Origin of the sequence: Prevotella communis, from assembly GCF_022024115.1 — a bacterium.
Classification (GTDB): domain Bacteria; phylum Bacteroidota; class Bacteroidia; order Bacteroidales; family Bacteroidaceae; genus Prevotella; species Prevotella communis.
The window spans coordinates 1,390,841-1,416,886 of sequence record NZ_CP091792.1 but is presented as its reverse complement, the minus strand read 5'-3'; the positions used below and the strand labels follow the sequence as shown (position 1 = coordinate 1,416,886).

The 26,046-nt window shown below is 46.6% G+C and carries 23 protein-coding genes; 11 read left to right on the top strand and 12 right to left on the bottom strand.

The window, feature by feature from the left end; translation table 11 throughout:
• Positions 1–4: 4 nt before the first annotated feature.
• The 4 genes from L6468_RS05510 to L6468_RS05495 are packed head-to-tail and all read right to left on the bottom strand — an operon-like array spanning position 5 to position 5,987.
• The gene (locus tag L6468_RS05510; protein ID WP_237796179.1) at positions 5–472 is read right to left on the bottom strand and encodes an acyl-CoA carboxylase biotin carboxyl carrier protein subunit; all 468 of its coding nucleotides are present in this window, start codon (positions 470–472) and stop codon (positions 5–7) included.
• Between the two features lie 4 nt (positions 473–476).
• On the bottom strand, positions 477–1,505 hold the full coding sequence (locus L6468_RS05505) for an OadG family transporter subunit (RefSeq protein WP_237796177.1): 1,029 nt from the start codon (positions 1,503–1,505) through the stop codon (positions 477–479).
• A 42-nt stretch (positions 1,506–1,547) separates the two neighbouring features.
• The gene (locus L6468_RS05500) at positions 1,548–3,266 is read right to left on the bottom strand and encodes a putative transporter (protein ID WP_091815857.1); all 1,719 of its coding nucleotides are present in this window, start codon (positions 3,264–3,266) and stop codon (positions 1,548–1,550) included.
• 18 nt (positions 3,267–3,284) lie between these two features.
• Positions 3,285–5,987, bottom strand: a complete 2,703-nt coding sequence (locus tag L6468_RS05495) for a valine--tRNA ligase (protein WP_237796170.1) — start codon at positions 5,985–5,987, stop codon at positions 3,285–3,287.
• A gap of 169 nt (positions 5,988–6,156) precedes the next feature.
• On the opposite strand from L6468_RS05495, the gene mazG reads away from it, so the two are divergent.
• The 8 genes from mazG to L6468_RS05455 all read left to right on the top strand — a co-directional run bounded on the left by mazG (position 6,157) and on the right by L6468_RS05455 (position 12,051).
• A complete protein-coding gene (gene mazG, locus L6468_RS05490) occupies positions 6,157–7,008 on the top strand; it encodes a nucleoside triphosphate pyrophosphohydrolase (protein WP_237796163.1) in 852 nt (283 codons plus the stop codon).
• Between the two features lie 12 nt (positions 7,009–7,020).
• Positions 7,021–7,701, top strand: coding sequence for a lipocalin family protein (locus L6468_RS05485; RefSeq protein WP_237796151.1), 681 nt, complete (start codon positions 7,021–7,023; stop codon positions 7,699–7,701).
• Between the two features lie 6 nt (positions 7,702–7,707).
• A complete protein-coding gene (locus tag L6468_RS05480; RefSeq protein ID WP_091815843.1) occupies positions 7,708–8,625 on the top strand; it encodes a ribonuclease Z in 918 nt (305 codons plus the stop codon).
• Positions 8,618–9,016 carry a hypothetical protein gene (locus L6468_RS05475; RefSeq protein ID WP_143010105.1) on the top strand — a complete coding sequence of 133 codons (399 nt, stop codon included), beginning with the start codon at positions 8,618–8,620 and terminating at the stop codon, positions 9,014–9,016. The genes L6468_RS05480 and L6468_RS05475 overlap by 8 nt, the downstream gene beginning before the upstream one ends.
• Before the next feature lie 71 nt (positions 9,017–9,087).
• Positions 9,088–10,548, top strand: coding sequence for a L,D-transpeptidase family protein (locus L6468_RS05470; protein ID WP_237796149.1), 1,461 nt, complete (start codon positions 9,088–9,090; stop codon positions 10,546–10,548).
• A gap of 36 nt (positions 10,549–10,584) precedes the next feature.
• Entirely contained in the window at positions 10,585–11,136 is a 552-nt protein-coding gene (locus tag L6468_RS05465) for an RNA polymerase sigma factor (RefSeq protein WP_237796142.1), read from the top strand.
• Between the two features lie 45 nt (positions 11,137–11,181).
• Positions 11,182–11,541: a hypothetical protein gene (locus L6468_RS05460; protein ID WP_091815831.1), complete on the top strand. Its 360-nt coding sequence runs from the start codon at positions 11,182–11,184 to the stop codon at positions 11,539–11,541.
• 15 nt (positions 11,542–11,556) lie between these two features.
• Positions 11,557–12,051 (top strand): hypothetical protein, encoded by a 495-nt coding sequence (locus L6468_RS05455; protein WP_237796140.1) that lies wholly within the window; start codon positions 11,557–11,559, stop codon positions 12,049–12,051.
• On the opposite strand, the gene L6468_RS05450 is transcribed toward L6468_RS05455, so the two are convergent.
• The 8 genes from L6468_RS05450 to ileS all read right to left on the bottom strand — a co-directional run bounded on the left by L6468_RS05450 (position 12,042) and on the right by ileS (position 20,532).
• Positions 12,042–12,497 (bottom strand): DUF3256 family protein, encoded by a 456-nt coding sequence (locus L6468_RS05450; protein WP_237796138.1) that lies wholly within the window; start codon positions 12,495–12,497, stop codon positions 12,042–12,044. The genes L6468_RS05455 and L6468_RS05450 overlap by 10 nt on opposite strands.
• Positions 12,498–12,520: 23 nt before the next feature.
• The gene (locus L6468_RS05445; protein ID WP_237796131.1) at positions 12,521–13,243 is read right to left on the bottom strand and encodes a 16S rRNA (uracil(1498)-N(3))-methyltransferase; all 723 of its coding nucleotides are present in this window, start codon (positions 13,241–13,243) and stop codon (positions 12,521–12,523) included.
• Positions 13,230–13,766: a bifunctional nuclease family protein gene (locus tag L6468_RS05440; protein ID WP_091815822.1), complete on the bottom strand. Its 537-nt coding sequence runs from the start codon at positions 13,764–13,766 to the stop codon at positions 13,230–13,232. The genes L6468_RS05445 and L6468_RS05440 overlap by 14 nt, the downstream gene beginning before the upstream one ends.
• A 2-nt stretch (positions 13,767–13,768) precedes the next feature.
• Positions 13,769–15,088: an MFS transporter gene (locus tag L6468_RS05435; protein ID WP_091815818.1), complete on the bottom strand. Its 1,320-nt coding sequence runs from the start codon at positions 15,086–15,088 to the stop codon at positions 13,769–13,771.
• Between the two features lie 68 nt (positions 15,089–15,156).
• Positions 15,157–16,101 carry a DUF4296 domain-containing protein gene (locus tag L6468_RS05430; RefSeq protein WP_091815815.1) on the bottom strand — a complete coding sequence of 315 codons (945 nt, stop codon included), beginning with the start codon at positions 16,099–16,101 and terminating at the stop codon, positions 15,157–15,159.
• Positions 16,098–16,733, bottom strand: a complete 636-nt coding sequence (locus tag L6468_RS05425; protein ID WP_091815812.1) for a lipoprotein signal peptidase — start codon at positions 16,731–16,733, stop codon at positions 16,098–16,100. The genes L6468_RS05430 and L6468_RS05425 overlap by 4 nt, the downstream gene beginning before the upstream one ends.
• Positions 16,730–17,116, bottom strand: a complete 387-nt coding sequence (locus tag L6468_RS05420; protein ID WP_091815809.1) for a TraR/DksA family transcriptional regulator — start codon at positions 17,114–17,116, stop codon at positions 16,730–16,732. Before L6468_RS05420 ends, L6468_RS05425 begins: the two co-directional genes overlap by 4 nt.
• A gap of 5 nt (positions 17,117–17,121) precedes the next feature.
• Complete coding sequence (gene ileS, locus L6468_RS05415; protein WP_237796129.1) at positions 17,122–20,532, bottom strand: isoleucine--tRNA ligase; 3,411 nt, start codon at positions 20,530–20,532, stop codon at positions 17,122–17,124.
• A gap of 202 nt (positions 20,533–20,734) precedes the next feature.
• On the opposite strand from ileS, the gene uxuA reads away from it, so the two are divergent.
• The 3 genes from uxuA to L6468_RS05400 all read left to right on the top strand — a co-directional run bounded on the left by uxuA (position 20,735) and on the right by L6468_RS05400 (position 26,002).
• A complete protein-coding gene (uxuA, locus tag L6468_RS05410; RefSeq protein ID WP_091815906.1) occupies positions 20,735–21,988 on the top strand; it encodes a mannonate dehydratase in 1,254 nt (417 codons plus the stop codon).
• 375 nt (positions 21,989–22,363) lie between these two features.
• Positions 22,364–23,956, top strand: a complete 1,593-nt coding sequence (locus tag L6468_RS05405) for a xylulokinase (protein WP_091815802.1) — start codon at positions 22,364–22,366, stop codon at positions 23,954–23,956.
• A 33-nt stretch (positions 23,957–23,989) separates the two neighbouring features.
• Positions 23,990–26,002, top strand: coding sequence for a transketolase family protein (locus L6468_RS05400; protein ID WP_091815799.1), 2,013 nt, complete (start codon positions 23,990–23,992; stop codon positions 26,000–26,002).
• Positions 26,003–26,046 lie beyond the last annotated feature (44 nt).

The window sequence follows — 26,046 nt, the reverse complement described above, 5'->3', positions numbered from 1 at the left end:
TCAATTAACCAATGGTCAGCAGCACAGAGCCTTCCATCACACTGTCGCCTTGTTTCACCTGAATAGAGGTTACCTTACCAGTAGTCTCGGCCTCGATATTATTCTGCATCTTCATGGCCTCCAACACCAGGACAATATCACCGGCATTGACCTGCTGACCCACCTGCACACGGATTTCGGTGATAGTACCAGGCAGGGGTGCCTTGACAGAAGTGCCAGCGGCAGGTGCTGCAGCAGGAGCTGCTGGAGCCACGGCTGGCTGGGCAACTGCGGGTTTGGCAGCAGGAGCAGCAGACTGAGGAGCCTGAACCTTGGGAGCCCCCATCGTGGGATGCTTAGCAGCATTGATAGGCTTCTGCAGTTCCACCTCGAAGGGGATACCATTGACGTTAACCTTGGCGATATTGCCTTCTACTTCGGCGATTTCTACTTCGTAGTCCACGCCTTTTACTTTATACTGATACTTGTTCATGGGTTTAGTGTAATTCTGGGGTTGTAGGAATAATTGGAGCTTTGGGGGTGGAAGGGAGGAACGGGTCGTGCAACTGAGTCATCTGTGTGTACTCATCATCCCAACCGGTGTCCTTAGGCTTAATGGTGATAATGCCACTCTCCACGTCGTGAACATCATCCTCATATTGGCGGAGTGCCATACCGATAACAGCCATATAGACTTCCATATCGATGCCTTTCTTGTCGAAACCTTCCTGAAGAAGATTGCTGGTCTTATGACCAATCTCGGCCGTCTTCGCAACAGTCTTGGTGATAGGTTTGATAGGCTGCTGGTTAACCACCTTCTTAGCTGTGTCCATATGACGCATAATCATGCCGAAGACGGTGAAGAAAATCCACAAGAGCGACAGACAGAGAAACACAATACCCATAGCCATGATTGCCATAGCGAAGCCGTGGGGATCCTTATCCTTGAACTCCTCAATCTTTCCCTTGGCAGCATTAGCCTGAACTTTGTTGTCGTGACCAGGAGTGGCATCCCCTACTCCACATACCGTCCAATGGCCGTCAATGCGTGCATAACTCTCGTCGGCTCCCAATACGGGAATAGTGACAGAGTCAATGAGCTCTACGCCATTGGCATTGTAAAGAGCAAGGAATACGGGACCTGTACTGTCTACAGGAAGAGAGAGGTGAAGTTTTCCCTGTGCAGGGTTAGAGTTGCAGAAGAGCATCATATAATGACGGGCAGCCAGATTGGTGCGATCGTCGCCATTAGGAATGACACTCATCATTGAGATGCGCTGAGGGGCAGAGAGCGATTCATCGAGGACCTTGGGATTGGTGGTCAGATACATACCTCGCACATTGTAGGTGGAGTAAGATGTATTGGCCAACTCAACCCAAGCCTCACGATGACCAAACTCATCCTCAATGCTCTGCGTGTTGCTGGTCATCACCTCGCTGATGACGATGTTGCGGGCACCTTGTCCAAACATCGCCACCGAGCCAAGCAATGTCAGCGAACTTAGCATAAGTCTTAAGCTTGTCATATTGGTAATTGTTAAACGTGTATTATTATATAGGTCGTAGCATTAAAAGAGTTGCCCACAGCAGAACAGCACAATGAGCTGAGCCGTCAGGATGCGCAGGAACATGGCAAACGGATAAACCGTAGAATAGCCTACTGCGGGTGCCTCCTTAGAGCAGATGCTGTTGGCATAAGCCAATGCGGGGGGATCAGTATAGGTACCGGCCAGCATACCTGCGATGGTGAAGTAGTTGAACTTCATACGACGGGCAATAGGACCTACTATTAATATAGGTATAATAGTGATAAGGAAACCGGTAAGCACATAGAGCACACCATCGCCTGTCATCACCGTATCAAAGAAGTTGGCACCTGCCTTAATACCCACAGAGGCAAGGAAGAGCACCAGTCCTATCTCGCGCAACATCATATTAGCAGAAGTGGTGGTATAGGTCACCAGCTTCATCTTATAGCCATAACGACCTATCAGGATGGCGATAATCAGCGGACCACCAGCGATACCCAGCTTCATCAGAGGCATGCCAGGGATGAAGGGCAGTGAGCCGAAGATGATACCAATGATGATACCTACGAAAATAGTAGCGATATTAGGTGCATCCAGACGCTTGATACTGTTGCCCATCATATTAGCCACACGGTCAACATCATCCTGAGGACCTACCACCATAATACGGTCACCTACCTGCAAGGGAAGGTTGGGTGATGCGAAGATATCCATGCCGTGACGGGTCACACGAGTCACATTGACACCATATACACTTGAGAAGTGCATCTGACCGAATGATTTTCCGTTAATCTTGGGGTTGGTCACCAGTACACGCTTAGAAACCAGGGGCTGATCCTGCTGTTCCCAGTCAACCTCGATAACAGGTCCGATGAAAGCAACGATAGCCTCGTAATCGGCCTCGGCACAAACGATATACATCTGGTCGCCCACATGGAACACGGTATCACGATTAGGGATAGACACATGACCATCGTGCAGGATACGGGATACCACAAAATCACGGTTCAGGAAGTTGTGCACCTGAAGCACTGTCTTGCCCTCAAGATACTTGTTAGACACCTCAAGGTGCATGTGGTGAGGCTTCTGATTAGCATTGGCACCAGCCTGCTCCTCAAGGACAGCCTCTTCTTGTTCGAGCTTCACACGACAGAGATAACGCACCAGGATAGTGGCACCAATGATACCAAGCACACCCAAAGGATAGGCACAAGCATAGGCCGATGCAATCTGAGGTACGGGCAGGTTCAACTGTCCAAACACTGAGTTCAGGGCCTCGTTGGCAGCACCAAGACCAGGGGTGTTAGTCACAGCACCATAAAGGGTACCAACCATCATAGGCAGGTCGTTGACATCATGCTTCTGGTAGAAGAAGATAAAGTAGCAGGCAAACATCACTACGATGTTGAGCACGATAGCCGAAGCAGCCAGTGCGTTGAGTTTAAGACCTGCCTTACCAAAGCTCTCGAAGAAGCCAGGACCCACCTGCAGACCAATCATAAAGACGAAGAGAATCAATCCGAAGTCCTGAATGAAGGTCAGCGTGTCGCCCGGAGCAGCAAATTCTGACTCCGGACAGTAGATCTTGTAGATGTGACCCACCACGATACCCGCGAAGAGCACAAAGGTGACACCCAATGAGATTCCAAAAAGTTTTATTTTACCGAGGTACACGCCCACGGCAATCACGATGGCGTATATCAACGCGATGTGCGCCACCGAATTTGTATTAGCAAATAGATTAACAAACCATTCCATAAATTATCCTGATAAATATTATTTCTTAAGTGCATTAATTGATTCCTTCAGAGCGGCAATCTTCTCTTCTGAGTCTGCCAACTTCTTGCGCTCCAGAGCCACCACGGCCTCAGGCGCATTCTGAACGAAGCGCTCGTTAGAGAGTTTCTTCTCAACGCCAGCCTTGAATCCCTCAAGGTGTTTGAGCTGTGCTTCCATCTTCTGAATCTCGGCAGCCACGTCGATGAGGTCACCCAGAGGTACAGCAAACTCGTCAGTACCTACCATGAAAGCAGAAGCAGAGGGGTCTTTTGCCTCTACCACGTCAATAGAAGAGAGGTTACCCATCTTCTTGATGACGTCGTTATAGGCCTCGAACTGGTTCTGACCAACGGTCTGGAGTGTAAGCTGCTCCTTTGGAGCAATATTCTTCTGACTGCGAACGGTGCGTACGCCAGAAACGACCAGCTTCACCTGTTCGATATTCGCAATGAGCTTCAGTTCTTCAGCTGTAGGAGCTTCGAGCACGAGACTGTCGCGCATGATGCTCTCACCCTCTTTACGCTCGTAGAGAGCCTGCCAAAGTTCCTCTGTAATGAAAGGCATGAAAGGATGCAGCATCTTGAGCAGGAGCTCAAAGAAACGCAGAGTAGCATCATAGGTCTCACGATCGATAGGCTGCTGCACGCCATCCTTATAGGCGGGCTTCACCATCTCAAGATACCACTGTGAGAACTCGTCCCAGAAGAGTTTATAGACCGTCATCAGAGCATCGTTGATACGATACTTGGAGAAGTGGTCCTTCAGTTCTTCGTTGGCCTGCTTGATACGTGCTTCCATCCAGGCTACAGCTGTTTTGTTTGTTGCAGAGACTGCACCATCGGCTACCTGCCAACCCTTAACCAGACGGAAGGCATTCCAAATCTTATTATTAAAGTTACGTCCCTGCTCGCATAGTGCCTCGTCGAAGAGGATATCATTACCTGCAGGCGCAGAGAGCATCATACCCATACGCACACCATCGGCACCGAACTTTTCGATGAGATCAATGGGGTCAGGTGAGTTACCCAGTGACTTAGACATCTTACGTCCCAGCTTGTCGCGAACAATACCAGTAAAGTATACGTTCTTGAAGGGGAAAGTACCCATATACTCCTCGCCGGCCATAATCATACGAGCCACCCAGAAGAAAATGATATCTGGACCTGTCACCAAGTCGCTTGTGGGATAATAGTACTTTATCTCCTCGTTGCCGGGATTGTTGATACCATCGAACAAAGAGATAGGCCACAGCCATGAAGAGAACCATGTATCGAGGGCATCCTCGTCCTGGCGCAGATCTGCATCAGTCACGCTGGCATCCTTCTGCTGAGCCAGTTTAAGAGCCTCTTCACGAGTCTCAGCTACTACATAGTCGTCGTTATCGTTGTAGTAGTAAGCAGGAATACGATGTCCCCACCACAACTGACGAGAGATACACCAGTCCTGAATATTCTCCAGCCAGTTCTTATAGGTATTCTTATACTTAGCGGGATAGAATTTCAACTCATCGTTCATCACAGGAGGCAGAGCGATGTCAGCAAAATGCTGCATCTTCAGGAACCACTGCAGTGAGAGACGGGGTTCGATAGCTGTATCGGGGTTACGCTCAGAATAGCCCACCTTATTAACATAATCCTCAATCTTCTCCATCAGGCCAGCTTCCTGCAGGTCCTTGGCAATCTGCTTACGACAGTCAAAACGATCCATGCCTACATAGAGAGTGCTTTGCTCAGAGATTGTTCCGTCTGCATTGAAGATATCGATGGTCTCGAGGTTGTGAGTTTTACCCAGCATATAGTCGTTTGTATCGTGGGCAGGTGTCACCTTCAAGCAACCTGTACCAAACTCGATGTCCACATAACGGTCCTCAATTACAGGGATAACACGGTTCACCAAAGGCACGATGACCTTACGGCCTTTCAGCCACTGGTTCTTGGGATCCTTGGGATTGATACACATAGCGGTATCACCCATGATAGTCTCAGGACGAGTGGTGGCAACAACGGCATAGTAGCCCTTGGCGTCCTTATGGATAACATTGCCCTCAGCCTTCAAGGCCTCTTCGTTGTCAAGAGATGCCAAGCCGTCAACGTAATACTTCAGGTGGAACAGATGACTCTGCTCTTCCTTATAGATAACCTCCTCAGTTGACAGGGCTGTCAGTGCCTTGGGGTCCCAGTTGACCATACGCAGACCACGATAAATCAGACCCTTATTGTAAAGATCAACGAAAACCTTGATAACACTCTCACTACGCTTCTCGTCCATAGTGAAGGCGGTGCGATCCCAGTCGCAGCTGGCACCCAGACGACGCAACTGCTTCAGGATTATGCCTCCATGTTCATTGGTCCAGTCCCATGCATGCTCCAAGAACTGCTCACGGGTCAGGTCGCGCTTCTTGATGCCCTGACTAGCCAACTTCTTCACAACCTTAGCCTCGGTAGCAATAGAAGCGTGGTCGGTACCAGGTACCCAACAAGCGTTTTTGCCCTCCATACGGGCACGACGAACTAAGATATCCTGAATTGTGTTATTCAGCATGTGGCCCATATGCAGCACACCCGTCACATTGGGGGGCGGGATAACAACTGTATAGGGTTCGCGGCCATCGGGTTTAGAACTGAACAGTTTGTTATCAAGCCAATACTGATACCATTTTCCTTCGACCTCTTTTGGGTCGTACTTACTTGCAATTTCCATACCTATTTAATAATGCTTTCTCAAATTTGCCTGCAAAGGTACAAAGAAAAATTGAAACAAAGAAAACTTAATGACTGATTTTTATCCGTTTAAAATTAAAAATATCTTTTGTCATTCGGAATAGTTTTCGTACCTTTGCATCACAAAATAAAAACGTGACAAAAACGGTATGCATACACGAGAAGAACAAATGAAGGCCTTCGGACGTCTACTTGACGTACTGGACCAACTCAGGGAGAAATGCCCGTGGGACAAAAAACAGACAAGCGAAAGTCTTCGACCAAACACGATTGAAGAGACCTTTGAACTATGCGACGCTATCATGCGCGGTGACTCGCACGACATGATGAAGGAACTGGGTGATGTACTGATGCACACGTGTTTCTATGCGATGATAGCACGCGAGAAAGGGCTTTACGATATTGCCGATGTACTGAACACAGAAACAGACAAGCTCATCTTCCGCCATCCACATATCTATCATCCGTCACAGGTGGGTGCTCCAGACCCTAAGCCTCTGCCCTTTGGTGAGGATGACTCGGAACGCGAGTTTGCCAATGCGAAGACATCAGAACAGGTGTTGCAGAACTGGGAACAGATTAAACTGAAAGAGAAAGACGGCAACAAGAGTGTATTGAGCGGGGTGCCAGCTGCCCTACCCTCGCTCATCAAGGCTTATCGTATTCAAGACAAGGCACGCAACGTGGGCTTCGACTGGCAACAGAAGGAGGATGTTTGGAACAAGGTGCACGAGGAACTCAGAGAATTAGAGGAAGAGTTGGCAAAAGAGGATAAGGAAAAATCGACCAACGAACTGGGTGACTTCTTATTTTCTGTCATCAACGCAGCCCGTCTCTACAAGCTAAATCCTGACGATGCACTGGAACGTACAAACAGGAAATTTATCCATCGATTCAACTATATAGAGGAGCATAGCATAAAGGCTGGTAAACCTCTGACAGAGATGTCGTTAGAAGAAATGGATAAACTATGGAATGAAGCAAAGAAGGAAGAAAAATAAAACTGACTAACAATGAAAAAAAATTTATTCATAACAGCAATTATTGCTATTGTGTTATGCATCAGTTGCGGACCGAAAGGGACATCTAACAGCAATGATTCTGAAGAAGAAAAAGTGGACTATCTCTTACGCGACACCGCTATTTATGGATTCTGTGCAGAGGGCTCTGCCATGAACACCTTACAGATTATTACTGACGGTGGTGACACCATTACCGTCAGCACAGCAAGAGCCAACGAGAAAGGTAAGGTACTGGGTGGCTATGCCATTGGTGATGAGATGGCAATTATTGTCAACTCTGACACGACACAGGCAATCCTCGTTATCAATAAATCCATGCTCAACGGCGATTGGGTGATGCCAAACCCAATGGACGGCAGCAACGAGACAGGCGTACGCATTCTGCGAGGTGGTGTAGCTGAAAGTATCGATCAGAGTACCATCGTCTATAAATCGTGGAGGATATTCAATGGACAGTTGCAATTCACGATAACTAGGGAAGATGGTATCGATGCAGAGGAGATTCTCGTGTATGATATCATCAAACTGACAGACAATGAATTGACACTCCGATCAACAGACGAAGACCAGGAGACGTACGAATACACTCATCCTGCAGGTGAGGAATATACAGAAGAGGATCTTAACGGCGTTGTGCTCGACGAGGGCTACGACGATGAATTTGACATGTAACCGCCAATGGAACCATTTCGCGTACATATATTAGGATGTGGAAGTGCCTTGCCTACATTACGACACATGTCATCCATGCAGGTCGTAGAATGCAGGGGTAAACTATTCATGGTGGACTGTGGTGAGGGCGCTCAGGTACAACTAAGACGTTCGGGGTTGTCGTTTGAGAAGCTGGGACATATCTTTATTACACACCTGCACGGTGACCATTGTTTCGGACTTATCGGCATCATCAGTACTTTTGGACTTCTAGGACGAATTGCCACACTGCACATCCATGCACCAGAGGAACTCAGACCGATGCTGCAAGCCCAACTGGATATGTTTTTCAACTATGACATTGGCTACAAAGTGGAATTTCATGGTGTAGATACCAAAAAGCAGCAGGTGATTTACGAAGACCGTTCACTGACGGTAGAGACAATTCCCCTGAACCACAGGATGCCTTGTGCCGGCTATCTTTTCCGTGAAAAGCCTTCACTCCCGCATATCCGACGCGAGATGATTGATCTGTACAACATCCCCGTGTCACAAATCAATAATATCAAGTCAGGACAAGGCTATACCCTATCAGACGGCACACTGATTCCCCACGAGAAACTAGTGACGCCAGCAGATGCGCCACGTTCGTATGCCTATTGCTCGGATACACGTTACATGCCTGAACTACATAAAATGGTAAAGGGAGTCAACACGCTGTATCACGAAAGCACCTATGCACAGGACAAAAAAGACGGCGCAGAAAAATACTATCACTCAACGGCTCAACAAGCTGCAATGGTTGCACGCGACGCACAGGCTGGGAAACTGTTATTAGGGCATTACAGCGCACGATATAACGACGAAACGGTGCTTTTGAAAGAAGCACAAGAGATATTCCCAAACACCTATCTAACCGACGAAATGAAGGTCTTTGATGTATAACAACGAATTTTTCGCTAAAATATTTGGAAAGTTCGAAAATATTTTTTATCTTTGCCCCCAAATAAATATTACGCTTATGCAAAAAAGACTACTCATAATCGCAACAGCAATATCACTTGCTTTCGCAATACCTGCGCAGGCAATGACAATGATTGCTGAGATGGGAGTGGCAGAGCAAGTAGAAGAAACCACACCTACTATAAAATTAGATAAGAATGCCGTCACCGTGCAAGGTGGAAACGGAATGGTGCTCGAAGTTGTATCCCTCACAGGAAAAGCCGTAGCATCATACAAGATTGAAGGACCTGCACAACGCGTAGAACTTAATCTGCCTAAAGGATGCTACATTCTGAAAGTAGGAAAAACCGTACGAAAGATTACATTGCGTTAAGTCTTTTCACTTGCGCACTTCTATTTAATATGACGGCCTGCAAGAACGACATCTTTATGTCGCAGGAAGATATGGCCGCAAGACTAAGACTGCAATTACTTGCAGATAGCGCTCAAGATGCCCAACAGCATCTTGGGCTATTCATTTCTAGTCATACGGACTCATTGGAGGCCGACAGATTGGTAAGTAGATATTATCAGGAAGGAAATGAGTGGGTATGGTTGAACGACGAAAATGAGGATTTTATAGAGAAAGCTGAGACGACAGTTCACTTTCTTGAAAATGAGGTTCAAAAGATTGGTTTTACTCCAAAAGCTTTTTTTACAACAGAGATTCTAAAGGACTTGGAGCATTTCCGCACGTTGGACTTTGACTCTACCAATACTAGCGTCACGAAGACGATGGCTGAACTGGAACTAAATCTCAGTAAGGCATACATACGTTACGCTTTAGGACAACGCTATGGTTTTATGAATCCTCATAAGGTGTTTAACCGACTGGACAAGCGCAAGGAAGGTGGATACCGCATAGTTTATGATGTAGACATAGAACAACCCAGTGAAGATTTTACAAAACTGGCACTTGCACATGCTGCAGATGAGAATCCCTCGCTTTTCCTGGCAGGACTAGAGAGTCATCACCCTGTATATAATCAACTAAAGGAGCGTCTGACAACGGATTCCACACCAGACGGACGTCAACGCATTCTATGTAACATGGAACGTCTGCGCTGGCGTCACACACAAAAAACAGACAGTACGCAGAAGCATGTTTTTATTAATATCCCGTCACAGCAGTTATGGGCCATTCGTCCTGACAGTGTATTCTCAATGCGCATCTGTTGCGGGGCATGGAAAACAAAGACGCCCTTACTATCCAGTAAGATAAGACTGATACAACTAAACCCTGAATGGAATATCCCAGGGAGCATTTTACGCGACGAGGTAAGTCAGCATGCCGGCGATTCTGCTTATTTCGCACGAAACGACTATTTTATCGTACATAGAAATACTGGTGATACCATATCGCCCAAAGACATCACTCGTACCCAATTGCGTAGCGGAGCCTATCGTGTGGCCCAGCATAGCGGACCACGCAACTCACTTGGACGTATCATTTTCCGCTTCAACAACCAATTTGATGTCTATCTGCATGATACAAACAATAAGAATGCCTTTAATTACGACAGGCGCACCATCTCACATGGATGCGTACGTATACAACGTCCATTCGACATGGTAAAATTTTTGATGTCAGATGCTCAAGAGTGGACACTTGACAAGATACGCATGAACATCGATATGCGTCCAGAAGGTGATAAAGGTAAACGCTATCAACGAGAACATACAGACGAAGAGGATCCGCTGAAGGGTATCAAGATGTCCTATGTCAGCGTAAAACCCCATATCCCAGTAGTCATCGACTACTACACCCTATACCCCAACCCGGAAACGGGAAAATGGGAAGCATGGCCTGATCGCTATGAATACGACAAACAAATAGCACGTCGAATTAAACCTTTTATGCCGTAAGGCGTCTTAAACACTAAAGCCCGAACACCAGATACAATGTCAACAACAGATGATAACCAACTGAAGTTGCTCCTTCAAGACCCAGCCACACGCCGCAAGGGATTTGAAGTAATGGTGCGTCAATATAGCGAACAGCTATACTGGCAGGTACGTCGTTTAGTCATCACACATGAAGACAGTAATGACGTACTACAAAACGCATTTATTAAAGCATGGAGTTCGCTTGACAGTTTTCACGGCGATTCCAAACTGATTACCTGGCTGTCACGAATAGCAATCAACGAGGCGCTCGACTTCTTACGTAAGCAGAAAAACAGGCCAACGCTCAGCGCCGATAATATAGAGACGGGTATCGCCAACCAACTGATGGCTGACGAATATTTTGATGGTGACGAGAAAGAAGCACAGCTGCAACAGGCTATCGCGTCACTCCCAGAGGTTCAGCGTACGGTATTCCTGCTTCGCTACTACGATGATATGAAATACAGCGATATCAGCAAGACACTTGGAACCTCTGAAGGGGCACTGAAAGCCTCCTACCATATTGCCGTCAAAAAAATAACAGAGTTTTTTAAACAATTCGATTAAACCATAATAATTTTTATACGTCAAAAAGAAAAAGGATACGAAACTATGAACTACGAAGAGGATTACATTAGAAACAAAATGGGTAACAAAAACCCGTTTACGGTGCCCGAAGGATACTTTGAGCAGTTGGCGGGCGATATCATGAATAAGATACCAGCACAAAAGGAACAGAAACCCGCATTAATCAAGCGACTGAGGCCGCTACTCTATGCTGCTGCATGCGTCTGCATAGCCGTCTTTGGTGTGGTCATTTACCAAAACCTGGACAAGCAGACTAACGAGACGATGAAAGGAAATTTCTCTCAACATGCAACAGAATACAATGACTCGTACATTGACGAAGCCACTGACTATGCCATGTTCGACAACAATGAAATCTATGCCAGCCTGCTGGCTGATATGTAAGAAGGAGGAAAAGTTATGAAAAAGGGATTAATGTTATTTTTCCTATTCATTGCAGCCTTGACAATCAGTGCACACGAACCTCAGGAAGAGCAGAAATTCTCGCCGGAGAAATTTGACGCAGAACTGCATCTATTTATCATCAACGAGGCAAAATTGTCGCCACAAGAGGCTGCGAAATTCTTCCCCGTATACAGGGAGATGCAGAACAAACAACGCGGACTGTATGATTGTCAGCGCAAACTAGTTACAATGACGCCAAATGACGAGTCTTCATGCATGAAGGCTATCAAGGAGCGTGATGATATCGATTTGGAGATGAAGCGAATACAGAAAACTTACCACGAACGTTTCTTGGATTTATTGCCTGCATCGAAAGTATATGCCGTGCTGAAGGCTGAGGATAAATTCTATCGCCACGTGTTCAGACGATTTAATCGCAACAAGCCTCAGTTCAACTGGCCACAGATGCAACAACAGCAAAGACGCGGCCAGCAAGGTAATCAAAAGTAAGATTTCTCAAGCATCTCTTCATCACGTTTTAAAAGCGTAGATTTTACAGAGACATCAGATATAGGACGCCAAGAGGATGAATACCTGCCAATCAGGATCTCCTTTTGGCGTTCTGTAATTTGATAGGTGCGCTTCATAAAGACAATAGGCTCTTTCTCATCACGGAGCATCTTCAATTCCAAGGTCATCGACTCATTCATCTTAATACAAAGGGAGTCGTCTGAGAGATACGTCATCTCGCTCTCGCCACCCAACTGATTATCTACAGCAGCTTTCATCTTAGCATCCATGAAATCAATCATATCAAGCCTATTGTTCTGTGTCAGATATGGCAAAAGACTGTCAGGCATCAGTTTGAAGACCTCACGGATATTCAGACTATCAGTCTGTGCCTGCAACGATAGTTGAGAACAAAAAAGAAGCGCAAATATCAGTAGTTTTTTCATATCAACATTATTTTACCAATTGCTCAGCATTGTTTTGCAAGTTGCATCATCATTACTGCCGATAGACCGGCCGTCTCTGTACGCAAGCGACTCTTTCCTAAATCAACAGAAATAAAGCCAGCGTCAACAGCAAAACGCACTTCGTCAATAGAGAAGTCGCCCTCAGGACCTATCATCACCAAAGTATCTTCATCCTCATTGACAGCTTTCAATTCATCAAACAGGTTCACACGAGGCACCTCGTCATAGCAATGTGCGATATAACGATGCCCTGAAGTGTGTTGTTGAATAAAGTTCTTGAATGGTGTCATTTCCGTCAGTTCCGGCATATATGCCTTACGACTTTGCTTAACTGCCGACACCACGATTTTCTCAACACGTGGAAGTTTCAGCGTCTTACGTTCTGAAAAAGCACAATCCAAAAATGACAGTTTATCCAGACCAACCTCTGTAGCTTTCTCCGCCATCCATTCTATCCTATCCATCAGTTTGGTCGGAGCGATAGCCAGATGAATACAACCCTTCCATTGACGTTTCTGAGGCAGTGTCTCAACAATCTCATACTGACAACGTTTCTGCGTAGTAAGGGTCAAAACAGCTCGATAGAAAGAGCCTTGACCATCCAACAGCATCATCTCGTCACCAGCCTGCATACGCAACACTCTGACTGCATGAACGGCTTCATCATCAGGCAATTCTATCTGCTTAGCAGCATCAGGCACAAAGAAATATCTAGTCTCTTTCATGATGTCTCTTGTTTATTTCGTCACGCAATTGTGAAGCTAGTTCATAATTCTCATTCTCAACAGCATCAGCCAAAGCCGACTGCAGTCTGGAAAGGTCCATCGTATTAATAGGAATCGCTATCTTCTGTGCCCTCTCATCGAAAGGAAAACACTGCCGTTCCATCAAGTTATCCTCAATATAAAGCGGAATATCAGATATGAGACTCAGCAACACGGCATCACTCATGCGTAAACGGACACTATCACCAATATTATTCATCAGCATAACCTGATACTGGCCCTCGAAAAGTCCACAAATCAGCATCTCGTAGGATTCCGGTAACAGACTCACCAGCGTCTCTGGCAACATGGTCCGGCAAGCCTTTGGATTTGCCATGCGCATCTGTAGTTGCTGACTCATGGGTTCGTCGCACACCACAGACAAGGCACGTTTTCGTTCCCCGTCGGTCAGTATGATGACAGCCATCCCATCGCCACCAACCACCTGCTGCACATTCTCAAATCTCAAAAGCGTACGCTTCATACTTATTTCTTATTCTTATCAGGATTGAAAACCAAGGCAAATGATACGCCTACTACCAATGCAAAAGCAGCAAAAATAAACCAACAACTCTGCCACTCACCCATTAGATAGTCGCCTTCCCACTGACAGAAGTAATTCACCACCTCGCCAGCAATCAGCGTACCGATAGTAGCACCAATACCATTTGTCATCATCATAAACAAGCCCTGGGCTGATGCCTTTATATCGGGTGCACATTCCTGATCAACGAAGATACCCCCCGACACGTTGAAGAAGTCGAAAGCAACACCGTAGACGATACAAGAAAGGACAAAGAAGATAACACCAGGCATAGCAGGGTCACCAACGCCGAAGAAACCGAAGCGGAATACCCAGGCAAACATAGACATCAGCATAACTATCTTGATACCAAAACGCTTCAGGAAGAAAGGTATCATCAAGATACATAATGCCTCACTAATCTGAGAGATACTAGTCAACAACGTTGCATTATTGGCAGCAAAAGTATCTGCGAAATCCGGATTACCCTTAAAACTCGTGATAAAAGGTCCTGCATAACCATTTGTCACTTGCAAACACATACCAAGCAAAGCTGAGAAAATAAAGAAGAAAGCCATCTTCTTGGTTTTGAAGAGTTTAAAGGCATTCAATCCCAAAGACTCCACAATAGATTTGTTCTTTCCATCTTCCTGTTTCTTCAATGGACACTCAGGCAGGGTAAAACAGTAAGCACAGAGCAAGACACTCAACAAACCTGATACAAAAAATTGCATATAGGTGTACTGGAACTTATGCGAATTTTCCGCCAGGGTGAACGAAAACGAACCATCTTCCCACACTGCGCAATTAACAAACCACATTGTAGCAATAAAACCGACTGTTCCCAATACACGGATTGGAGGAAAGTCTTTCACGGTGTCCATACCATTCTTCTTCAATATGGAGAAAGCTGCAGTGTTTGCCAAAGCGATGGTAGGCATAAAAAATGCCACACTCAAGGTATACATAGCGATAAAGAGTGACTTATTGGGCAATTCGTTGCCAAAACCAGCCTGCACACCCATCCACCAACAGCCAAGCATGAAGACACCAGCCAACAGATGACAAAGACCAAGCAATCGCTGGGGCTGTATCCATTTATCTGCCACAATACCCATTAGTGTGGGCATAAAGATGGAAACGATACCCTGTATGGCATAAAACCATGCAATATTTTCACCTAGGCCAGCCTTTCCCAGATAATTACCCATACAAGTGAGGTATGCACCCCATACAGCGAACTCCAAGAAGTTCATTACTGCCAAACGCACTTTTGTATTCATATTCGTATAGATTTTTAGTTGTTTATTCTACTACCTTATTATTATAGTATGCCCTCAGCACACCATCTTTATCTCTTCTCAGGCAAACTTGTCCGCCTAACCATTCCGTGTTGGGTAACTCCTGAGTCAATGGATACCATTTTAAGACCTCCCCTTGGGAGATTTCCACCACCGACTGAGTCAAGACGGATTTGTCCTCCAATACTATCTGATTCGACGCTATCTTTCTGATTCTCTTCATGCTGTTCATTATGAAAACGTATCAACTGAATATTATCCAGGAATAAAAGGCGTGTAGTCGTTGTACGATCACTACCACCAGCCAGATAGAAATAGCCGCGAAGACGCTTGACTGCATGATTTTCGTAAGCAGGGATACGCAGTTGAGTCAGACCTGCATAAGAGAACACTATATTTTTACTGATTGTAGTGTCATTATCATAGGTCACTGCGATATTTAGCGTACAACTACGCATACCATCCTGGAACATAAAGTCAGACATAAACTGCATAAGAAAGCTATCCCCATTATAAAAAGCCGTATCTACTGATACTTCAAACGACCAACGATTATAAGGAGGGACTGGCATCATTGCATAGCGCGAACGCTCTGTCCAGATATTAGCCGTATCACCAGTAGCACTAAGAGAAGCAAACTTACCAATCTCACCTTCTGTAGCACCAAGCGACAAAGCCTGTTCCTCAAGTCTGTCGGCTACATTCTGATAAAGTTTATCAAACCTGTCAGCACGACGATAATAATAGACTAGTGAAGAGTCAAACTGCTCCTGAGTCACACCATGCTTACGCAATACAGCCTCAATATACAAAGCCTGTTGATAATTACGCTCCTCATATGACCCGTCATACTGGCCGGCCATAGCTTTAGCCATATGATACTCAACAAGGATATCCTCCATGTCGTCAGGCTGAATATATTCACTCGGCGTACCGGGTTTGCATCCAACCATCATTGTAAAAACGCCTACGGCAAACAGCAGATATTTCTTCATTTCTTCCTAAATGAAATCTGACCGATTTCTTTTCTGAAGAACAGCAATAAAGCTACTACTCCAACACTAATACTCGAGTCGGCAAAATTAAATACGGGACTAAAGAAGATAAAATCCTCACCTCCACAAACAGGGAACCAATCGGGATAAGTCGTGACAATGAGGGGAAAATAAAACATATCCACCACCCGTCCCATGAGGAACGACTCATAGCCATTGCCCAAACCTACATACTGACTAACGTGTCCTACAGTAGAGGCATCAAAACATAAACCATAGAACATACAGTCAATTAGGTTGCCTGCAGCACCTGCCAATATCATAGACAAGCAGACAATATATCCCCAACGAACATTAGTTTTTTTAGATTGAAGCCAGATATAATACCCTAGAGCACCTATGGCTACTACACGGAAAAGTGAAAGAAGTAACTTCGAACCAATCTGCATACCATAAGCCATACCGTTGTTTTCGATAAAAGCAATATAGAACCAGTTGGTCACTCGGATACTCTCATGTAACTCCATGTGGGTCTTCACCCATATTTTAATAAACTGGTCAATAAGGAGGATGGCGATGATTAGTATCACCGCCAATCTTCCTTTAGTCACGATTTCTTTAGCCTTATTCACTTCTTTTGCTTTTCAATCTGCTTTGACTCAACGCTCAACGTAGCATGAGGTACAGCACGCAGACGCTCAGCAGGAATAAGTTTTCCTGTGATGCGGTCAATGCCATATGTCTTATTCTCAATACGTACGAGGGCAGCTTTAAGTCCCTGAATAAACTTTTGCTGACGTGCTGCAAACTGAATCAAGTCTTCCTTTGACTGCGTAGCACTACCCTCCTCCAATGCCTTGTAGGTGGGTGATGTGTCATCCACATCGTTAGAATCCTGATTGGTCAGCGAAGCCATCATTTGGTCGTAGTCACGTTTGGCCAAGGCCAACTTCTCATTGATTATCTGACGGAACTCCTCGAGCTCCTCGTCAGTGTAGCGTGTCTTTTCCGCCATAAGTCTTAAGATTTAGTAATATTGATATTCAGTTTAAAATCATCAAATTCAACAGACTGTCCCTCATTGGCCTCCAGCTTGACCTCATCGGCCAGCACCTGACGGGCGATATAGTCGCCAAAGTCCTCCACAGCCTTCATTACAGCCGCGTTGGGTTCTATCTGTACGCGGATACGGTCAGTAATCTCCAATCCGCTCTTCTTACGAATGTTCTGAATGCGGTTCACAAGCGTACGGGCCATACCCTCTGCACGCAGCTCGTCAGTCAGCGTGATATCGAGAGCAATAGTCAGGTTACCATCGTTGCCAACCAGCCATCCAGGAATATCCTCACTGATTACCTCAACGTCCTCGGCCAGAATCTCATAGCTACCCAACTGCACCTTTCCGTTGGTCTCCAGTTCAGCAATCTGCTCCTGTGTCATGTCAGTAACAGCAGCAGCAACGGCCTTCATGTCCTTGCCAAACTTCTTACCCATCGTACGGAAGTTACACTTCACTTTCTTCACCAGGATACCCTGACCCTCAACGAATTTCACGTCCTTCACGTTCACTTCCTGCAGGAAAATCTGCTTCACGCTCTCGATTGCGATGCGTTGAGCCTCGTCCACGGGTGGAATCATCAAGGTCTGCAGAGGCTGCTTCACGGCAATGCCTTCCTTCTTGCGCAGTGACAGCACAACGGTAGTAATGCGCTGAGCAATCTCCATACGCTGTTCCAGGTCAGCATTCACCAATGACATATTAGCTACGGGGAATTTCTCCAAGTGCACGCTGTCCATCTCGCCACCCATATCACAGTAGATACGATCTGCGAAGAACGGAGCAAACGGAGCCAGGAGTTTAGAAACAGTCATCAAGCACTCGTAAAGCGTCTGATATGCAGCCAACTTATCCTCATCCATCTCCTTACCCCAGAAGCGTTTCTTGTTCAGACGCACATACCAGTTAGAGAGGTCCTCGTCAACAAACTTATCTATGAGTCGTCCTGCACGGGTGGGATCAAAGCCATTCATCTCTTCCTCTACGCCCTTCACCAATGAATTCAGACAAGACAAAATCCATCTGTCAAACTCAGGACGCTTCTCAACGGGAATCTGTGGAGCTTTCGGATCGAAGTTATCCACATTAGCATACATCGCGAAGAGTGAGTATGTATTATATAAGGTACCAAAGAACTTACGACTGATTTCAGCCACGCCCTCTGGATCGAACTTCAGGTTATCCCAAGGTTCTGAGTTTGTAATCATATAGAAACGCACAGCATCAGAGCCGTACTTATCAATCATCTCGAAAGGATTGATTACATTGCCCACGTGCTTCGACATTTTATTTCCCTTAGCATCAAGCACAAGACCTGTAGATATCACGTTCTTAAAAGCAACAGAATCGAAAATCATCGTTGCAATAGCGTGAAGCGTGAAGAACCAGCCTCGTGTCTGGTCCACGCCCTCATTGATAAAGTCTGCAGGGAATGCCTTATTATTATCGATGAGCTCGCGATTCTCAAATGGGTAGTGAATCTGGGCATATGGCATAGAACCAGAGTCGAACCATACGTCTATCAAGTCGCTCTCGCGCTTCATGGGCTTACCACTGTCGCTCACCAAAACAATATAATCCACGTACGGACGGTGCATATCAATCTTGTCGTAGTTTTCCTTCGACATATCACCAGGTACGAAGCCCTTCTCCTTCAATGGATTAGAGGTCATCACACCTGCAGCAACAGCCTTTTCTATTTCGTTGTAGAGTTCCTCCAGACTGCCAATACATTTTTCCTCGCCATCCTCACTACGCCAGATAGGCAGTGGTGTACCCCAGAAGCGTGAACGGGAGAGGTTCCAGTCATTCAGATTCTCCAACCAGTTACCAAAGCGGCCTGTACCTGTTGACTCTGGATGCCAGCCAATAGTAGTATTCAACTGGCTCATGCGCTCCTTGCAAGCAGAACTCTTAATGAACCATGAATCCAGCGGATAATAGAGCACGGGCTTATCCGTACGCCAACAGTGTGGATAGTTGTGAACATGCTTCTCAATCTTAAAGGCTTTGCCTTCTGCCTTAAGATCCATGCAGATGGAAATATCAAGAGTTTCATCCTTATCGGTGAGGTTCTCATCATAGGCGTTCTTCACATAACGACCAGCATATTTACCCCACTTCTCTACATCTACATATTTATTAACGAATTCTGCATCGAGATCTTCAAGTACAAAATACTTACCCTGCAGATCAACAACAGGACGTTCGTTGCCCTTCTTATCAATCAGTACAATAGGACAGATTCCTGCCTTCTTAGCAACAAAGGCGTCGTCAGCACCGAAGTTGGGCGCGATATGCACAATACCAGCGCCATCCTCTGTCGTCACATAGTCACCAGGAATCACCTTGAAGGCATCGCCCATAGGCTTAATCATTGGCAACAACTGTTCGTACTCCATACCTACGAGGTCAGTACCTTTATAGCGACCTACCACACGATAAGGCAAGAACTTCTCACCCTTCTTGAATTCTGGCATCTCGCCGCCATCAGTAATCTCTGCTGCAGTATCAAAATAAGCAGCTACACGTGCCTCAGCCATCACCACCGTAATTTTCTCGGCAGTATATGGATTATAGGTTTGCAGCGCCACATAATCAATCTTTGGGCCTACACAGAGAGCCGAGTTTGCAGCCAGCGTCCAAGGCGTTGTTGTCCAAGCCATAAAATATGGTGTACCCCATTCTGTCATCTCAGCCTTTGGATTCTTCATTTTGAAGAGTGCCGTGCAAGTAGTATCCTTCACGTCACGATAGCAACCAGGCTGGTTCAGCTCATGACTCGACAAGCCTGTACCGGCTGCAGGACTGTAAGGCTGAATGGTATAACCTTTATAAAGTAGACCCTTCTCATAGAATTTCTTCAAAAGGTACCACAAAGTCTCTATATACTTATTATCGTAAGTGATATAAGGATTATCCAGGTCTACAAAATAGCCCATACGCTCAGTCAGTTCACGCCATTCTGCGGTAAACTTCATCACGTTTTCACGACACTTCTTATTGTAATCCTCCGTTGAGATATACTTATCACTTTCCTTGTTGTCAATATCAGCCTTAGTAATACCCAGTTCTTTTTCGACACCAAGTTCTACAGGCAGACCATGAGTATCCCAACCGGCCTTACGCTTCACCTGGAAGCCCTGCATGGTCTTATAACGGTTAAACGTATCCTTCAATGAGCGACCCAGCACATGGTGGATACCTGGATGACCGTTTGCAGAGGGAGGACCCTCGAAGAATACAAACTGAGGACAGCCCTCACGTTCATCAATGCTGCGATGAAAGATATCATCCTTCATCCACTTCTCCAGAATCTCGTTATTCACCTGTGTCAGGTTCAAGCCGTTATGTTCGGCGAATCTCTTTGCCATATCTTATTTGTACTTATTTTATTTTTGACGTGCAAAGGTACGAAGAAAAATTGATACCACCAAAAAATGAAACAAATATTCACGCTTTAGCGAAAAGTAAACGAAATTACATAATTTTGAACCAAATTTTGATGGTGATATAAAATATTTCCAGTACCTTTGCATGAAATTTCGAAAACCTTTAACAAACAAAAAGAAAGAAATGGAAAGAACTTGGAGATGGTTTGGCAAGAAAGACAAGATAACGCTTGCCCAACTGAGACAGATTGGCGTTGAGGGCATTGTTACTGCCCTGCACGATGTACCCCTTGGCCAAGTGTGGACACGTGAAAAAATTCGCGAACTGCGCGAGTATATTGAAAGCTATGGCATGCGCTGGAGCGTGGTAGAATCGCTCCCCGTGGTCGAAACTATCAAATATGGCGGTCCTGACCGTGACCAACAGATTGAAGTATACAAAGAGAGCCTGCGCAATCTTGCCGCAGAAGGCATCAACTGCATCTGCTACAACTTTATGCCCGTACTTGACTGGGCCCGTACAGACTTATTCCACGACAACCCCAACGGTGCCACCAACCTCTACTTCAACTATGCCGAATTTGCCTATTTCGACATTTACATCCTGAAGCGCCCTGGTGCTCGCGAGGAATGGGAGAATTTCCAGTTTCCCGAAGGTTGGGGAGAAGGTCGCAGCGTCATAGCCGAATGCGACGAGCTTGCCAAGACCATGACACCCGAAAAAGACCACAAGTTGGTAGAGACTATCGTCATCAAAACACAGGGTTTCGTATCTGGTAATTTCAGCGAAAACGACGAAGCTCCAATCCAGAAATTCCGCGAATTCCTTGACTTATATAAAGGCATAGACAAGAAGCAGTTACGCGAAAACATGAAATACTTCCTTGAGGCCATCATGCCTGTCTGCGAGGAGTGCAATATCAACATGTGCGTACACCCTGACGATCCCCCAATTGAAATCCTCGGTTTACCGCGTATTGTACGTACCGAAGAGGACATTCGCTGGTTCTTAAATGCAGTACCCAACAAGCACAACGGTCTGACATTCTGTGCAGGTTCACTGAGCGCCGGTGCTTACAACAATGTGGTTGAGCTGGCAAAGGAATTTGCTTCTCGCACCCATTTTGTTCATCTCCGCTCATGCCACATTTTCCCCAACGGCGATTTTACCGAAGCAAGTCACTTAGGCGGACGTGCCGATCTGATTGAGCTGTGCCGTATTTTCGAAAAAGAGAACCCTGCACTTCCTATGCGTGTTGACCACGGTATGACGTTCACTGACGAACCTGGTGGTATTATGGACGAAAGCAGTCACGGACACAATGCCGGCTACACCCTTCTGGGACGCATGTTTGCACTTGGTCAGGTTCAAGGCATCCTTGCAACGGTTGACCGGGAATTGGGTATCCCTTACAAGCAACCTGGTTTCTTCGACTAACCCCCTTCTGAGGTCTCGCCCCCTCCATATTTTCGTCCCCCTATAAGGGGGACTCCAATATGAGGGGGAGGCCTTATTTCCCCCACAGAAACAACGCCTTATTCTGCCGCTTTTTAAAAACCACTGATTTAGAGATGCTAAACCATAGGTTTTGGACTCACAAACCATAGGTTTACGATGCGTAAACCATAGGGTTACGACCTCTAAGTCCCTACTTGACGATGTCAAAACCACTGATTTCCATATCAAGCACTCCTACCGACCATCATAGCGCCTAAAACCAAGCATCATTTTTCATTATTTATTTGAAATAATTTGGCCATTCGCAAAATAAGTGTTAACTTTGCAGTCAAAACTTCAAAACTTAGAAAAACAATGACCGCAAAACAAACCATTGAGGCTGGTAAAGCCATTTTGGGAATCGAATTCGGTTCCACACGCATCAAGGCCGTACTTATCGACCAAGACAACAACCCCATTGCTCAGGGCTCACACGAGTGGGAGAATCAGCTCGTTGACGGACTGTGGACCTACTCTACCGAGGCTGTATGGTATGGACTGCAGGACTGTTATGCCGAGCTACGCAAAGACGTGCAGAAGCAGTATGACTGTGAGCTTGAGACACTGGCTGCCATCGGCTTCTCAGCCATGATGCACGGCTACATGGCCTTCAACAAAGACCAGCAGATTCTGGTGCCTTTCCGCACATGGCGTAACACGAATACAGGCAAAGCTGCTGCCAAGCTATCAGAACTGTTTAATTATAACATTCCCCTTCGCTGGAGCATCTCACACCTGTATCAGTGCATCCTTGACAATGAGGAGCACGTAAAAGACATCAAATACCTGACAACACTGGCAGGTTATGTGCACTGGCAGGTAACTGGCGAGTTTGTACTGGGTGTTGGTGATGCATCAGGTATGATTCCTGTTGACCCCGCCACAAAGACCTACGATGCCGAGATGGTGAAGAAATTCGATGAGCTGATTGCACCCAAAGGCTTCAGCTGGAAATTACTCGACATTCTGCCAAAGAGTCTGAATGCTGGCGAAAACGCTGGTTTCCTGACTCCCGAAGGTGCCAAGAAACTGGACGTAAGTGGTCATCTGAAGCCTGGATGTCCGGTATGTCCTCCAGAAGGTGATGCCGGCACAGGTATGGTAGCTACCAATGCTGTAAAGCAGCGCACAGGTAACGTGAGCGCAGGAACCTCTTCTTTCTCAATGATTGTATTAGAAAAGCCGCTTTCAAAGCCCTACGAGATGATTGACATGGTGACAACACCTGACGGAAGTCTGGTAGCTATGGTACACTGCAACAACTGTACTTCAGACATCAATGCCTGGGTAGGTTTATTTAAGGAATATCAACAGCTGATGGGCTTAAAAGTGGATATGAACGAGCTTTTCGGAAAACTGTTTAACAAGGCATTGGAGGGTGATGCTGACTGCGGTGGTCTGATGGCATACAATTACGTCAGCGGTGAACCCGTAACAGGTCTCAGCGAGGGTCGTCCCATGTTTGTGCGCTCAGCTAATGACAAGTTCAACTTGGCCAACTTCATGCGTGCCCATCTCTACGGTGCCATCGGTGTATTGAAAATCGGTAACGATATTCTGTTTAAGGACGAGATGATTCGCGTGGATCGCATCACTGGTCACGGTGGCTACTTTAAGACTGCCGGTGTAGGTCAGCGTATGCTGGCTGCAGCCCTGAACAGTCCTATCAGTGTGATGGAGACTGCTGGCGAAGGCGGTGCGTGGGGTATCGCCCTGCTGGCTGGCTACGTGGTGAACAACCCCAATAAATTGTCACTGGCCGATTACCTGGAGACAGTGGTATTCGCAGGCAATACAGGTGTGAGCATCGCCCCCACCCCAGAAGATGTCGCAGGATTCGAGAAATACATCGAGAACTACAAGCAGTGTCTCCCCATTGAGCAGGCTGCCGTAGATAATAAGAAATAAGTATATATAATATAAACAGTAGTTAAACAAATTATGAACGACAACAAAGTTATGAACAAAGCAGCGGATAATATCCGTATCCTCGCTGCTTCGATGGTTGAAAAAGCCAAGTCGGGACACCCCGGCGGTGCTATGGGTGGTGCTGACTTCATCAACACTCTGTATAGTGAGTTCTTGGTTTACGACCCCGAGAACCCCGCATGGGAGGGTCGTGACCGTTTCTTCCTCGATCCCGGTCATATGGCTCCAATGCTCTACAGCCAGTTGGCTCTGATAGGCAAGTTCACATTGGAGGATCTGAAAAACCTGCGCCAGTGGGGCTCAGTAACTCCCGGTCACCCCGAGCGCGAGATTGAGCGCGGCATCGAGAACACCTCTGGTCCTCTCGGACAGGGTCACTGTTTCGCTGTTGGTGCTGCTATCGCCGCTAAGTTCCTGAAGGCTCGTCTGGGCAACGTCATGAATCAGACCATCTATGCATACATCTCTGACGGTGGTGTGCAGGAGGAGATTTCACAGGGTGCTGGTCGTATCGCCGGTAACCTGGGTCTGGACAACCTCATCATGTTCTACGACGCTAACGATATCCAGCTCTCTACAAAGACAGAGGTTGTGACCTGCGAGGACACAGCTAAGAAGTACGAGGCATGGGGCTGGTATGTACAGAAAATCGACGGTAACGATGTTGACCAGATTCGTGAGGCTATCAAGAAGGCTCAGGCCGAGAAGGAGCGTCCAAGTCTGATTATCGGTCACTGCGTTATGGGTAAGGGTGCCCGTAAGGCCGACAACACATCATATGAGAGCAACTGCGCTACTCACGGTGCACCGCTCGGTGGTGACGCTTACATCAACACGATGAAGAACCTGGGTGCTGATCCTGAGAATCCATTCCAGATCTTCCCCGAGGTTAAGGAGATGTATGCTAAGCGTGCTGAGGAGCTGAAGAAAATTGTTGCAGAGCGCTACGCTGAGAAGGCTGAGTGGGCTAAGGCTAACCCCGAGAAGGCTAAGCAGTTGGAGGAGTGGTTCAGCGGTAAGGCTCCAAAGATCGACTGGAGCAAGGTTGAGCAGAAGCCCGGTTGCGCTACACGTAACGCATCGGCTACCGTTCTCGGTCAGTTGGCTGAGCAAGTGCCCAACATGATTTGTGCATCAGCCGACCTTTCAAACTCTGATAATACAAACGGCTTCCTCAAGAAGACCAAGGATATGGTTCGCGGCGACTTCAGCGGTGCCTTCTTCGAGGCTGGTGTTGCTGAGCTCACCATGGCATGTTGCTGTATCGGTATGGCTCTACACGGTGGTGTCATCCCCGCTTGCGGTACCTTCTTCGTATTCTCTGACTACATGAAGCCTGCCGTTCGTATGGCTGCCCTGATGGAACTGCCCGTGAAGTTCATCTGGACTCACGATGCCTTCCGTGTTGGTGAGGATGGTCCTACCCACGAGCCTGTAGAGCAGGAGGCACAGATTCGATTGATGGAGAAGCTGAAGAACCACCACGGCAAGAACTCTGTATTGGTAGTTCGTCCTGCTGATGCAGAGGAGACAACCGTCTGCTGGCGCATGGCTATGGAAAATGTAGATACACCTACAGCACTTATCTTCTCACGTCAGAACATCGAGATGCTGCCCGAGGGCAACGACTATAACCAAGCTACTAAGGGTGCTTATGTTGTAGCAGGCTCAGACGAGAAGTTTGATGTTATCCTGCTGGCTTCAGGTTCTGAGGTTTCTACCCTCGAGGCTGGTGCTAAACTGCTCCGCGAGGATGGCGTTAAGGTGCGCATCGTAAGCGTTCCTTCTGAGGGTCTGTTCCGCAGCCAGAGCAAGGAGTATCAGCAGAGCATCCTGCCTGCTGGCGTTAAGAAATTCGGTCTCACAGCAGGTCTGCCAGTAAACCTCGAGGGTCTGGTAGGTGCCGACGGTACAGTATGGGGTCTGGAGAGCTTCGGTTTCTCTGCTCCTTACAAGGTGCTCGACGAGAAGCTCGGCTTCACCGGAGAGAATGTTTACAAGCAGGTTAAAGCCCTGCTGGGTTAATTTATAATAATCTAATCATCAGGCACGGACTTCCGGTCCGTGCC

Coding starts and splice junctions, on each gene's coding strand:
- L6468_RS05510 (WP_237796179.1), bottom strand. CDS start 472: ATGAACAAGTATCAGTATAAAGTAAAAGGCGTGGACTACGAAGTAGAA.
- L6468_RS05505 (WP_237796177.1), bottom strand. CDS start 1,505: ATGACAAGCTTAAGACTTATGCTAAGTTCGCTGACATTGCTTGGCTCG.
- L6468_RS05500 (WP_091815857.1), bottom strand. CDS start 3,266: ATGGAATGGTTTGTTAATCTATTTGCTAATACAAATTCGGTGGCGCAC.
- L6468_RS05495 (WP_237796170.1), bottom strand. CDS start 5,987: ATGGAAATTGCAAGTAAGTACGACCCAAAAGAGGTCGAAGGAAAATGG.
- mazG (WP_237796163.1), top strand. CDS start 6,157: ATGCATACACGAGAAGAACAAATGAAGGCCTTCGGACGTCTACTTGAC.
- L6468_RS05485 (WP_237796151.1), top strand. CDS start 7,021: ATGAAAAAAAATTTATTCATAACAGCAATTATTGCTATTGTGTTATGC.
- L6468_RS05480 (WP_091815843.1), top strand. CDS start 7,708: ATGGAACCATTTCGCGTACATATATTAGGATGTGGAAGTGCCTTGCCT.
- L6468_RS05475 (WP_143010105.1), top strand. CDS start 8,618: ATGTATAACAACGAATTTTTCGCTAAAATATTTGGAAAGTTCGAAAAT.
- L6468_RS05470 (WP_237796149.1), top strand. CDS start 9,088: ATGGCCGCAAGACTAAGACTGCAATTACTTGCAGATAGCGCTCAAGAT.
- L6468_RS05465 (WP_237796142.1), top strand. CDS start 10,585: ATGTCAACAACAGATGATAACCAACTGAAGTTGCTCCTTCAAGACCCA.
- L6468_RS05460 (WP_091815831.1), top strand. CDS start 11,182: ATGAACTACGAAGAGGATTACATTAGAAACAAAATGGGTAACAAAAAC.
- L6468_RS05455 (WP_237796140.1), top strand. CDS start 11,557: ATGAAAAAGGGATTAATGTTATTTTTCCTATTCATTGCAGCCTTGACA.
- L6468_RS05450 (WP_237796138.1), bottom strand. CDS start 12,497: ATGAAAAAACTACTGATATTTGCGCTTCTTTTTTGTTCTCAACTATCG.
- L6468_RS05445 (WP_237796131.1), bottom strand. CDS start 13,243: ATGAAAGAGACTAGATATTTCTTTGTGCCTGATGCTGCTAAGCAGATA.
- L6468_RS05440 (WP_091815822.1), bottom strand. CDS start 13,766: ATGAAGCGTACGCTTTTGAGATTTGAGAATGTGCAGCAGGTGGTTGGT.
- L6468_RS05435 (WP_091815818.1), bottom strand. CDS start 15,088: ATGAATACAAAAGTGCGTTTGGCAGTAATGAACTTCTTGGAGTTCGCT.
- L6468_RS05430 (WP_091815815.1), bottom strand. CDS start 16,101: ATGAAGAAATATCTGCTGTTTGCCGTAGGCGTTTTTACAATGATGGTT.
- L6468_RS05420 (WP_091815809.1), bottom strand. CDS start 17,116: ATGGCGGAAAAGACACGCTACACTGACGAGGAGCTCGAGGAGTTCCGT.
- ileS (WP_237796129.1), bottom strand. CDS start 20,532: ATGGCAAAGAGATTCGCCGAACATAACGGCTTGAACCTGACACAGGTG.
- uxuA (WP_091815906.1), top strand. CDS start 20,735: ATGGAAAGAACTTGGAGATGGTTTGGCAAGAAAGACAAGATAACGCTT.
- L6468_RS05405 (WP_091815802.1), top strand. CDS start 22,364: ATGACCGCAAAACAAACCATTGAGGCTGGTAAAGCCATTTTGGGAATC.
- L6468_RS05400 (WP_091815799.1), top strand. CDS start 23,990: ATGAACGACAACAAAGTTATGAACAAAGCAGCGGATAATATCCGTATC.